The sequence below is a fragment of the Rossellomorea marisflavi genome (assembly GCF_009806575.1).
Lineage (GTDB): Bacteria > Bacillota > Bacilli > Bacillales > Bacillaceae_B > Rossellomorea > Rossellomorea marisflavi_A.
Genome location: NZ_CP047095.1, coordinates 3,861,280 through 3,873,659 on the forward strand (window position 1 = coordinate 3,861,280; position 12,380 = coordinate 3,873,659).

Below are 12,380 nucleotides of genomic sequence, written 5' to 3' on the forward strand. Positions count from 1 at the left end.
GATGGGATTTGTCCAGACTCCGTCAAAAGATGGATATGAGCTCTTTTGTGTAGGTATCCCGATTTGGAGAGAAGATGTCCCCTCTGTGAAAATCGTCCACCAGCCTTCCATCCTTCATGACCATGATGCGATCGCTCATCTCATGAAGAGCGGCCAGGTCATGAGAGATGAAAAGATAGGATAGACCCAGCTCTTCTTTCAAATCAGTCAGAAGATCGAGGATAGAGGCCTGAGATACGACATCGAGACTAGCTGTCGGCTCGTCAAGGACGAGGACATCCGGTTCGATGCTGATGGCCCTTGCGATATTGACCCGTTGCCGCTGTCCCCCGCTCAGTTCATGAGGATAACGGGCGGCAAGTTCTCCCGGCAGCTCGACTGCATCCAGCAGTTCTTTGACAAGGAGTGATTCAGAAACGGCCGAAAAATGCTGGAGTCGGACATGCTTTCCAAGAAATAAGTAGGGATCGAGGAGGGAATCGGCAATTTTCTTCTTCGGATTCAGTGCTGCTGCAGGGTTCTGGAGGACAAGCTGCAGTCTTTTCCTGAAAGGTCTCAGCTTTCGATCAGATAAATGATCGATCCGTTCCCCCATCAAGTGGATCGCCCCCTTGTCCACCCGCTGCATTCCCATGATACAGCGGGCGAGGGTGCTCTTTCCGCTTCCACTCTCACCCATGAGGCCGAGACACTCCCCTTTTTCCAGTTCAAACGATACATCATTCAACACCGGACTCCCGTGGAACTGCTTAGTGACCCCTTTCACCAACATTGCATTCATACCGTTTCTCCCCCTTCCACGCCAGAACGAAGGCCGCGTCCCAATACCGGGGCCGATTCAATCAAGCGCTTTGTATAGTGATGGTGTGGATGATCGAGGATCCGATGTTTTCCACCTGTCTCCACGATGACCCCTTCTTTCATGACGGCAATCCGGTCGGCGTATCGCCGGACGGTACGCCAATCATGTGTGATGAAGAGGATGCCACATCCTGTCTCCTTTTGCCTCGAGGCGAGGAGCTGCAAGACCCGATGACCCGTCACGCTGTCGAGAGCAGTCGTGATTTCATCCGCAATGACCAGGCAGGGGGAAAGGAAGAGGGCGAGGGCAATCGCGATCCGCTGCAGCTGTCCACCACTCAGTTCTGAGGGGTATCTGGATTCCATGCCTGAAGCCAGCCCCACTGACTCCAGAGCTTCTCCCATCTTTCTCTTACACTCTTCGCGGCTCACCCCGTGAGCTTTACCGTACTCCTTAAAATGTTCCCCTATCGTCAGGAAGGGGGTGAACGAGCCATGATAATCCTGTGAAATATAAGCAATATCCCTGCCGAGCATCGACCTCATTTCACTCTTTGAAAGTGAGCCGAGATCACAGTCACCCAGCATCAGCCTCCCCGACACCTCCATTCCCCGGGGGAGCATGCGCCCGATTGCCTGGGATAACAGGCTCTTCCCACTTCCGCTCTCTCCGACAAGAGCGAGCCACTCCCCTTGCTTGACCAGGAGGGAGACATCATCCACGATCTTCTTACCTCTACTGGTTATCGAGACCCGTTCCATCGTAAGCATCAGCTATCCACCTCCCTTTTCACATCGTACAGATCCCTTACATGATCACCCAACAGATTCGTCACAAATACCGTGATGACGATGGCCATGCCAGGCGCGAGCATGAGCTGCGGCATCGTTTGGAAATATGGCCTTGCTTCATTGAGCATCGCCCCCCACTCCGGCGCCGGCGGCTGGGCACCCAGTCCGATGTAGGAGAAGGCAGATAGGAGCAGGATGATCTTCCCCAGGTCCAGACTGGCAAGGACCACGACATTCCCTACGAGATGGGGGAGGAGATACCTCCTCATGATGGCGCCTTGAGTCAGCCCATTGACCTTCGCCATCAGGACATAGTCTTTTCCTGACTCTGTGAGTACCGTACTCCTGACCAACCGGGCGTAATTCACCCATTTCACCAGCATGATCGAAAGGACGAGGTTCACGATGCCTGGACCCATCATCCCCGCCAATACGATGGCCACGATGGTATCAGGAAACGACAGGAAGCCATCAGCTATCCGCATGAAGATCCGGTCGACAAGTCCTCCTTTATATCCCGCATAGATCCCCACCGGAATCCCGATCAACAGGGCCGCTCCAAGGGCGAGCAGGCTGAAGCCCACTGTCGTCACCCCTCCCGACAGGATTCTCGATAATACATCCCGGCCAAGATGATCCGTACCAAGCAGATGATCCATGCTCATCCCCTTCAAGCGTCGAGCCAGATCCGCGTCATCCGGGGCATGGCCGAGGATGAGGAAGGTGTAGACAGACAAGGACCCGAAGAAAACGATGGCCAAAAGAATCAACAGACCCCGCTTATGCATCCCTTTCATATCAAACCCCTCCCCCTGCACGTCTCCACTCCGGTCTCAGAAGCCGGTAGGAGAGATCGACCGCTGTATTGACGACGAATACAAATAACGCCATGACCATGATATAGCCCTGGATGAGGGGATAGTCCCTCTGCCGAATCGCATCCACTACCATCTTGCCGATCCCCGGATAAGCGAAAAGGACTTCGATGACGACGACGCCTCCGATCAAGCTCCCAAGACTCACCCCGAAGACCGTGATCACAGGAGGAAGGCTATACCGCAGGGCATGGGCAAAGAACAGCCGGGTTTCTCCGATTCCCCTCGCCCTCCCGGAACGGATGAATTCCTGGCTGAGGGCGTCCGATAGATTGGATCGGAGGAGCCTGACGTACACGCTCGATATGGCGACACCAAGCGTCAAAGCAGGAAGGATCAACGTGGACAGCCCCTCCCTCCCCATCGTAGGGAACCATTGGAGACGCACTGCAAAAGCATCGATGAAGATCAATCCAAGCCAAAAGCTCGGTACCGCAGCACCGATCACAGAGAGGAATCGACTCAGGGAATCGATCCAGCTCCCTTGGTACAGGGCGGAAAGAGACCCTAAAGGCAAGGAGATGAAGATCATCACAAAGAGTCCCCCAGCCGTCAGCTCAATCGTGGCGGGGAGCCCTGCTTTGATCATGCTCATCACTGGCTGTCCTGTTACATATGAAGTTCCTGCATCGAGCTGGACAAAACGGAGGAGCCACTGCCCGTATTGCACAAGCAGCGGCTTATCGAAGCCCATTTCCTCACGGAGGGACTCCACCTGTTCCTGACTGACAGACACCTCGTCGACATTAAGGATGGTCAACACGGGGTCTCCCGGTGCCAACCTGACAAAAGCAAAACTTGCAAACGTGAGGAAGAGAAGGAACAAGCCCGTTTCAGCGAACTTCCTCCCTATGATGCGGATCATGGTTCCTTCACATCCAGTTCATTGGTGATCATATAGTACTCACTCTTGGTCGTCACCCAATTCTTCACACGATCACCGTTGTACGCCACGATGGTGGATGGGTGGAGGATAAAGGAGTTGATCATATGATCATGCACATAATCTGCAGCCGCTTCCGACAGCTCTGCCCGCTTCTCTTGATCCACAGTACGATTCAGTTCATCGATGATCGAGGTAAGCTCAGGCTCTTCTGCTCCGCTGAAGTTCAGCGCCCCTTTGGGATGATACGTCGCATTCAGGTAATACCCTGCATCTCCCCTGGGGGCCGTCAGATTACTGTAAGTGGCCAGATCCCAATCACGATTGCCCCCCATATAGTCTTCCGGCACATCGATCTGACGGATCTTCACCGCGATCCCGATCTTCTTGGCATCAGATTGGAACACCTGGGCAATCAACGGAAGGTCTGCACGGGCAGAGTAGGTAAGTAGCGTCAAGCTGAGGGGCTTCCCATCCTTCTGCATCACTCCATCTTTGATGGTATAGCCCGCTTTTTTCAAGTAAGCCACCGCATCCTCTTGGCCATCCTCTTCATACGAAGGAGCAAACGGCAGTGAAGGCAGGAATGGTCCGATGGCAGGCTCCCCATGTCCAAGCAGGATCGTATCGACGATTTCCTTACGGTCGATCAGCGCATCAATCCCGCGGCGGACGTTTACATCCTTCATTTCCTCCCGCTGCATATTCATCGTCATCTGATGAACACGGAAGGTCGAAGTGGAATCCACGATCATCCCCTTTTCCGCTTTGAGGGAATCAAGACTTTCCACTTCAGGACGATAGACGACATCCACCTGACCCGATTTGAGGGCAAGGGTCCGTGCGGAGGCATCTTCATTGAAGGCAAACGTTACAGCATCCAACTTTGCCGCTCCGTCCCAATAGTCCTTATATCTCTCGACTTCAAGCTTGCTTCCTGGGGAAAAAGAAGACAGCTCGAACGGTCCCGTTCCCACAGGACGATTGATGATATCATCCTCTGACACATCGATGATCGCCGTGTTCGGGTTCACAAGCTCCGAGATGAATTCAGGGAATGGCTCCGTCGTTTGGATCTTCAAAATCTGACCATCCGCTTTCATTTCTTTGATCTTCAGGGCATTCTTCACCGCTATGCTCTCTTTCACCGCTCGCGCCAACGAATCCTTGACGGCATCGGCATCAAGCTCTTTCCCATTATGGAATGTCACACCTTCACGAATATGTATCGTCCAGTTCTGACCGTCCTCCCCTTCAAAACTTTCGGCCAGCCATGGCGTGACCGTGAGCTTCTCTTCATCCAATTTCATCAGTGTTTCCGTAATACCTGCCCTCAAAGGGACATAGCTGGAATCCACATGGGGGTCCAATGAATTCGTGGCAAAATTATAGAGGAAGGATAGATGCTTCCCTTCTGTTTCTTCTCCCTTTGTCGCAGTGGCACCCTGACAGCCCGTCAACATGAGGGCTCCTGCCAGTAAACCAACCAGTATCATAGATTGAAATGTGCGCATAACATCGGTTCTCCTTAATACGTAATGATTTCGATTTAAATATATCGTAACCATTACGATTTATCAACAAGAAAATAAAAAAGACTCCTAGAATAGAAGTCTCTCTCCCTTTAAGCCCCTGCAGCCACAAGCAACCAGAAGCCGAATTTATACACAAACGTCACGATACCAAGAATCAAGCCGGTGTAGCTCATCCCCTTTGATTGATTCTGCCTGATGCCCACCGCACCGAATATAATCGCCAAGATCCACGCAGGCATAAAGAACCAGCCGATGATTGGGATAATACCGATCACAAATCCCACGATTCCCAACACCAGCGACGTCACGGCCATACCGTTATGATGCGGATCCTCCACCACTACTGCTTTTTCTGTTTCCATTCCATCACCCCCAGTTCACTTTATGAGGATGACTTTTGGATTATTCGTTGGTTTTTCAGAATGACACAAAGGGACGGTTCCTGTGCGTCATTTTTTGACGCATCGGAACCGTCCCGTGCTTCACTTATTGTTTCTTCTTCCACTCATCGTACTGTTTCTGGATTTCATCGAGTACTTTTTCCATTCCGGCTTCTTTCAGCTTTTTATTGAAAGCTGGGAGATATTCTTCCGGATCAACCGCGCCTTTGAGAAGGGCTGGTGAGAATTCGCTTGTTACGTTGGAGATGGCTGCAATTTCTGTACGTACGGGATTGGAGTCAAAATAGAATCCAAGAGCCGGTGACGGGGTAGAGTTCTTGTTGAACTCCTCGAATTTTTCCCATTTGTCCTTCGGATCATCTTCGTACAGCTTCAGGATCAGCTGGTTTCCGATGGCGAAGCTTGGCATGTTGTAGTTTTCTACACGTGCGGGAAGATCTTTGATTGTACCATCTTCGTTTTCTTCGTAGTGGGTTCCTTTAATCCCTTTATCAAGAAGGTTCCGGAGGTATTCATCGGAGTTCAATAGATTCAGGAACATCATGGAACGTTCAGGATTCTTCGATGTGGCAGAGATCGCCTGCATGGATCCTGTTACAGAGTTATTGAAGATATACGGTTCGTGAAGTTCCCTTGTCACAATCTCATAACCGGCAGAGCGGGACCATACGTCTTCAGCATACGGTTGATAGATTTCTTTGCGGACGAACCAGTTCGGCGTTTCAAGCGGCCAGGAATCCGTGCTAGTGGCAGCATCTTTTTGGATATAGCCTTTTTTATAGTACTCATGCATGGTTTTTAATGTTTCCATGGTGATCTCTTCTTCATATTTGTTCACGACTTCATCTGTATCCCCATCTAAGCGGAAAGCAAACGGAAGCTCTTCTTGAAGAATGGAATCGAATGGAAGATAGGCATCGAATGTTGCGATTGGTGTGACATTCTTCTCTTTCTCTTTGATGACTTTTAAAAGAGGCTCGAGATCTGCAATGGAATTCACATTCGAGATATCAAGATTATGCTTTTTAACGAGTTCGTTGTTAAAGGAAAGTACAGCCTGCTGACCTACCTCTTTGTTAGCCGGGACCGCATAGAGTTCTCCATCGATCTGAGCCCCTTCCAGGAAGGCCGGGTCGATGAGCTTCTTCATGTCCTTCCCATACTTGTCCATAAGATCGTTCAGGCCAAGGAAGGCGCCTTTTCTTGCATTGAGGGCATAGTTATTCGCCCATGAGCTTGTGAAGGCGATATCATAATTTTCCCCAGAGGTCGTGATGACCTGCATGCGATCATTGTATTCGCCCCAATCGAGCATTTTCATATCGATGGTGGCGTTGATTTTTTCCTTTGTATACTTGTTGACTTCCTTCATGACGTCTTTTGTATCCTTTTGAGGCGTACCGATCATATACCATGTAAGTTTCACTTCTTCATCAGTCGAGTCTCCCGATGATTTTTCACTTCCCCCTCCGCTACATGCAGCAAGGACACCAGTGAGCAGAAGCAAGACGAGCGACAGAATTCCGATTTTCTTCATGTTTCATCCCCCAATTCATAGTTTTGTTTCAAAAACATACAGAGGTGATCAGTCTTTCACACCGCCGATGGTCAATCCTTTAATGAAATATTTCTGGAAGAATGGATAAGACAAGGCGATCGGCAGGGTCGCAATGACGACCATGGCCATCCTTGCAGAATCCTGCGGTATCGACTTCAAAATGGCACTGTTCTGGTTGGAAAGCATGGCATTCTGCTTAATGAAGTCCATGTTATTCTCGATCCGCATCAATAGGGACTGAAGCGGGATCTTGTTGGGATCATCAATGAATAGCAGAGCATTGAACCAGTCATTCCAATACGCGAGCGTACTGAAAAGGGCGATGGTAGCAATACCCGGTATGGATAACGGCAGTACGATCGTGAGGAAGATCCTCATCTCTCCTGCACCGTCAATTCTGGCTGATTCGAGAATGGCCTCCGGCACTGAACGAAGGAAGAATGTCCTCATGATGATAATGTAGAATGCATTCACGGCCATCGGAAGGATGAGGGCCCACATCGTATTCTTCAGATCAAGGAACTGAGTCATGACGATGTAGAACGGGACCATCCCCCCGCTGAACAGCATGGTGAAGAAGGCAATGAATGTAAACTGTTTACGGAACTTGAATTGCTTGCGCGAGATAGCGTAGGCATACATGGAGATGACCGTCACGCTGAGGAAGGTTCCCACTACAGTCACAAAGATGGTGACACCATAGGCCTGTAACACTTGGGCCTTCATATCCCACAGATACTTATATGCATCCAGGCTCCACTGCTCCGGAATGAGCTGATAGCCATTCTCCGCAAGGGATTGCTCGTTGCTGATTGAGATAATGATGACGTACAGGAATGGGAAGATGCACATGAAAGCAAAGCTACCGAGCAGCACATGCATGAGGACGCTTGTCTTACCTGTGAATCCATAGGGGTTATACGATTTGGGCTTCTTGACGGCCGGCTTCCCCTTAAGTCCGACCTCCGTGGTCTTGGTCGTCGTTTCCACCTGACACACTCCTTTCGTTCAGATTAGAAGAGGGCATTGTCTTCGTCGATCTTCCTGACAATGTAGTTGGTGATCAAAATGAGGACGAATCCGACAGTAGCCTGATAAAGACCTGCCGCTGTGCTCATCCCGATATCCCCCATGGTCATGAGTCCACGATAGACATATGTATCAATGACATTCGTAACGGAGTAAAGCGGTCCGGAATCACGCGGAATCTGATAGAATAATCCAAAGTCTGCGCTGAAGATGCTTCCGATGTTCAAGATGGTCAGGATGACGATAAGCGGCATGATCATCGGGATCGTCACATGGCGGATTTGCTGCCACTTGTTCGCGCCATCGATCATGGCGGCTTCATAATGCGTCCGGTCAATACCTACAATGGCTGCCAAATACACGATCGAACTGAATCCGACCCCTTTCCACTGGCTGATGAAGGTGATGAAATACGGCCAGTATTTGGGCTCGTTATACCAGGAGACGGGCTCGATGTTGAAGTAACCGAGTACGCTGTTGAACAATCCCCTATCGACGCTCAGGAAGGCGAAGACGAAATAGCTTACGACCACCCAGGAAAGGAAATGCGGGAAAAGCATGCCCGTCTGATAGATTTTCGCCAGCTTCTGCTTGGTAATTTCACTAAGAATGATGGCTACTGCTACGGATAGGATTAGGCCGACGACGATGAAAAGAATGTTATAAAGCAGGGTGTTCCGTGTGATGACGAATGCGTCATTCGTGCTGAACAAAAATTTGAAGTTTTCGAATCCGACCCATTCACTCGTAAAGACGCTGGCAAAGAATCCGTCCGGGTGAAACCGGAAGTTTTTGAAGGCGATCACTTGACCGAACATGGGAATGTACTTCATGACGATCAGCCAGATGAGGCCTGGCAGGATCATTAAAAGCCAGATCCGGTTGTCGTATAGATCTTTGAAAAATTGTTTGACTCTGTTCATGTTTCTCCTCCCCTCGGTGCTATACTCTCATTATATGAAAACCCTTTCATTTGAAATAGTTGAGATATCTTAGATTTACTGGTCAAAGTAAATAGTTGTTTTTTTCAGTCAAAGGAATGGTGGATACGGCTTTTGGATTTGGAGGTTTTTTTGTAATGAGTGCATCTGTTAAACCGTTTATCTTCAGCGGTTTTAAAGCTTCCAATCTACTTTCCTGAATCAAAACGCAGGAGATAGCTGAGTGCTTTACAGTGGAAGAATTCTAACCAATCATCATCCCCCGATTCCCCTATAAAAAAATCCCTTTAATAAAAGGGATCAAACTCGCTGCTTCCTCCATTCTGAAGGAGTGGCGTTTTCGTATTTTTTAAACTGCTTATAGAAGTAGGTGGCGTCGGTATAGCCTACACGTTTACCGATTTGGCCAGCTTTCTCATGAGAGTTTAATAGGAGTTTCTTGGCCCGGTCAATGCGAAGTTTATTCAAGTACTTGGTGAAAGAGTCCCCGGCTTCCTTCTGGAAGAGCTGTCCAAGGTAGATAGGATTGATGTGGAAGCGATGGCCCAACGTTTTGAGGGACATATCCTCCGAATAATGTTGATGGATATACGTCAGGACCGTCTGGATGATCGGACTTCTCTTTTCTTCACCTTGACCTTCTCTTTCCATCCATTTCATACACGTGTCAAGAAGCCTCATCGCATCCTCCTCTCCTTCTATATGGAGGATCTCATGGATGATCTGGACATACTGACCGTATTCCAAAGATAAGAGGAAGCGCCCCTTCATCTGGAAGAAGGTATCAAGGAACACACTTTTCAATAGGAAGGGGTCAGAGGAGAGCTGAATGAAGACGTTGCCGAGTTCCTCGCGTACGCGTCCATACTCCTCGTTTGCCAGCCCCTCGAGCATCTCCGGCTTCAAGTAGTTCCGGACATCGATTGTCTTGATGGAAGGAGAGAGAATCATATCCTCTGCAAGGTGTTGCTCCTGATCGGGAAGGATCATCTTTAATTCACTCGCACGCTCCAGCTCCTTCATCACTCTTGGGGTTTCACCGATCTCTTCCACTCTTCCGCTTGTCACCAGGATCCCTTTCCTTTCGTCTACAATCGGGGTTATTCGCTCTAGCTCAGCTTCAACATGTGCAGGGTCCCATAAGATCATCAAGTCCCCTTGTGGAGTGGTGACGCAGATGGATGGCCCGGTTTCAATCTGTTTCTGAACCTTTACACTGTCACTGTCCTCGACTTTGAGAAGCCCGAGATGAAAGGGGACCGGGAGAGTCAATTCAGGATAGAGCGCCAGCCTTTCCTGAAATTCACGGAGGGGCATCTTCCCCATCATGTACCTCCAGATGGAGTGATCCCGCAGGATGAGAATCGATTCCTCTCCAAGATCCTGCTGATCGAGTTTATCTTTTATATGAAGAAGGGAGGAGACCAGTTCATCCTCATTCACCGGCTTCAATAAATAGTTTTCGATTCCCAGGACGAGCCCCTTTTTAATTAAATCAAACTCCTGGAATCCAGAAAGGACAATGGCTTTCACTTCCTCCTGTTCTTCCTTCAGTGCTTCAATGAGCTCGAGCCCCGTCATTTCCGGCATTTTTATGTCGGTGATCAGAACGTCGAATGCAATCGTCCTGGATAATTCCAGAGCTTCTCTGCCGTTTCTCGCTTTGGCCACCACTTCAAATCCAAGGGACTCCCAATCCAATAGATAGGTCAGTCCATCCAAGATCAATGGTTCGTCGTCTACAATCATCACCCGGATCATTTATTGCACCTCTTTCATGAATGGTAGAGTGATCTGTACGGTCGTCTTTACACCCGCTATGCTTTTTATCTCCACCCCGTATCCTTCTCCATATTTCAGTCGGATCCGGCGATGGACATTCCCCACACCGATGGAGCTGGTGGATCCCACTTCCTCCTTTAACCTTTCCATGATGCTGTGAAGTCGATCCTGCTCAATCCCGGTACCATTATCTTCAATAATGATTCTGGCCGTATCGCCCATTTTATGGATCGAGACACTCAAGTGATTATCCTGCCTATCCCTCCTGAACCCATGAATCAAAAAGTTTTCGATGAAGGGCTGCAAGATGAAAGGTGGTAGATAAAGGGACTTCAGCTCCTCTTCCACATACAGTTCAGTCGTCAGCTGATCAGGGAAGCGGACCTTGAACAGCTCGATGTATTGATGGGCATGATTGATTTCATCCTCTACAGGCACCAGGTCTGCGGACTTCAAGGAGTAGCGGAACAGGTGGGCAAGCTGTACGATCATTTTTGCAGACGTCCTCCCTCCTTCAGATAGCGACTTCATGCGGATCGCTTCCAAGGTATTGTAAAGGAAGTGTGGGTTGATCTGTGACTGAAGGTTGGCGAGTTCCGCTTCTGTCTGCTTCAGCTTGGAACGATACACTTTATCGATGTAATCATTCAGATCGTCCAATGTCTTATTGATGGTGTGCGAGATGTCAGTGAGATCATCGTCTACATGGGTCGTCTCGATACGTGCATCGATGTTCCCTTCCTGGACTTCCTTCATCTTGTTCATGATTTCATCCAACCGCTTGGAGTACCCCCTGAGTGCAAAGTAAGGAAGGATGATGGCTATGGTCGTAAGCAGGATCAAAAGGAAAAAGATCGTCGTTTTATACGTGAACAGCTGAGCGATCTCTTTCTCAGGTACAATGGCCGTCACCATGTGCCCGCTCACCGGCTCTATGGATGACTGGATATAATACCGGCCATGATCATCCACCTTCTTTTGCACGGCACTGTAGGAAAGACCGTCAATGAGGGATGTGGGGGCTTTTCCATAGCTGTACAGAATATCCCCCTCCTCATTCGTGATGATAAACGCACTTTTCGCAGGCATATCCGTAAGGGTGAGGAGACCGTCAATGGAGTCGTACCCGAAGTACACCATCGCTTTCCCAAGACGGTCCATGGAGACAGGATCATTGATCTGCTCCTCCACGACAAACATATCCTTAGGCTCTGATGGTTCATCGGTAATGGGAGAAGCTCCTTCTTTATAATGATTCCCCTGTTTCCATCGGCTATGGTCGAATAGATACATATATTCTGTCCCCAGACTTTCATTCCGGATCCGCAGGGCGATCGATTCAGGGTCTCTGGAAAAATAGTTCTTCACGAAGATATCAAAGTTGTATGGGACGAATGAATCACTGTTGGAAAACTTATCGAGCCGGTAGCCGATATAGTCTTGATAGTCATGCTGCAGGGCAAATGCCAGATCCTCGATGAGGGGCTGCTCCTGATACAGTTGCTGGATGCCCTGTCTTACGAACTGATGCTTGCCCTGCAGCTCCGATTTGATCTCGTTGATGATCGTTTCCTGGCGGTCAATTTCCCTTTGAACGATAAAATCAGAATAATAGTCTGTCAGAAAGACAAATAAGACGGTCATCGTCAGAAAAATGATGAGGGAGTATGTAAGAAAGACCCGGTAAAACATCCTTTTGCTGATACGTCTAATCGGCTGTAACGCTTTCATTTCATCACTTCCTCATCAAGGTAAAAAGGGAACAGGAGCTGTGAGCTCCTGT

Annotated in this window: 11 protein-coding genes; all 11 read right to left on the reverse strand. The window is 49.2% G+C overall.

The features are described 5' to 3' along the window. Window positions 1–22 precede the first annotated feature (22 nt). The 11 genes from D5E69_RS20015 to D5E69_RS20065 all read right to left on the reverse strand — a co-directional run bounded on the left by D5E69_RS20015 (window position 23) and on the right by D5E69_RS20065 (window position 12,328). Window positions 23–781 carry an ABC transporter ATP-binding protein gene (locus D5E69_RS20015; protein WP_048012434.1) on the reverse strand — a complete coding sequence of 253 codons (759 nt, stop codon included), beginning with the start codon at window positions 779–781 and terminating at the stop codon, window positions 23–25. Continuing rightward, window positions 778–1,572: an ATP-binding cassette domain-containing protein gene (locus D5E69_RS20020; protein ID WP_048012435.1), complete on the reverse strand. Its 795-nt coding sequence runs from the start codon at window positions 1,570–1,572 to the stop codon at window positions 778–780. The genes D5E69_RS20015 and D5E69_RS20020 overlap by 4 nt, the downstream gene beginning before the upstream one ends. Further along, window positions 1,572–2,381: a nickel transporter permease gene (gene nikC, locus D5E69_RS20025; RefSeq protein ID WP_249931625.1), complete on the reverse strand. Its 810-nt coding sequence runs from the start codon at window positions 2,379–2,381 to the stop codon at window positions 1,572–1,574. Before nikC ends, D5E69_RS20020 begins: the two co-directional genes overlap by 1 nt. A gap of 10 nt (window positions 2,382–2,391) precedes the next feature. Further along, window positions 2,392–3,333: a nickel ABC transporter permease gene (nikB, locus tag D5E69_RS20030; RefSeq protein ID WP_048012437.1), complete on the reverse strand. Its 942-nt coding sequence runs from the start codon at window positions 3,331–3,333 to the stop codon at window positions 2,392–2,394. Next, window positions 3,330–4,865, reverse strand: a complete 1,536-nt coding sequence (gene nikA / locus D5E69_RS20035) for a nickel ABC transporter substrate-binding protein (protein ID WP_197082213.1) — start codon at window positions 4,863–4,865, stop codon at window positions 3,330–3,332. The genes nikB and nikA overlap by 4 nt, the downstream gene beginning before the upstream one ends. Before the next feature lie 110 nt (window positions 4,866–4,975). Then, on the reverse strand, window positions 4,976–5,248 hold the full coding sequence (locus D5E69_RS20040) for a hypothetical protein (RefSeq protein ID WP_053072174.1): 273 nt from the start codon (window positions 5,246–5,248) through the stop codon (window positions 4,976–4,978). A 124-nt stretch (window positions 5,249–5,372) separates the two neighbouring features. After that, window positions 5,373–6,824 (reverse strand): ABC transporter substrate-binding protein, encoded by a 1,452-nt coding sequence (locus D5E69_RS20045; protein WP_048006492.1) that lies wholly within the window; start codon window positions 6,822–6,824, stop codon window positions 5,373–5,375. Window positions 6,825–6,872: 48 nt separating this feature from the next. Then, window positions 6,873–7,727 carry a carbohydrate ABC transporter permease gene (locus D5E69_RS20050; RefSeq protein ID WP_082139787.1) on the reverse strand — a complete coding sequence of 285 codons (855 nt, stop codon included), beginning with the start codon at window positions 7,725–7,727 and terminating at the stop codon, window positions 6,873–6,875. 131 nt (window positions 7,728–7,858) lie between these two features. Continuing rightward, window positions 7,859–8,797 carry an ABC transporter permease gene (locus tag D5E69_RS20055; RefSeq protein WP_048006490.1) on the reverse strand — a complete coding sequence of 313 codons (939 nt, stop codon included), beginning with the start codon at window positions 8,795–8,797 and terminating at the stop codon, window positions 7,859–7,861. Between the two features lie 318 nt (window positions 8,798–9,115). Beyond that, window positions 9,116–10,576, reverse strand: coding sequence for a response regulator transcription factor (locus D5E69_RS20060; RefSeq protein WP_048012439.1), 1,461 nt, complete (start codon window positions 10,574–10,576; stop codon window positions 9,116–9,118). After that, a complete protein-coding gene (locus D5E69_RS20065; protein WP_159130119.1) occupies window positions 10,577–12,328 on the reverse strand; it encodes a sensor histidine kinase in 1,752 nt (583 codons plus the stop codon). Window positions 12,329–12,380: the final 52 nt, after the last annotated feature.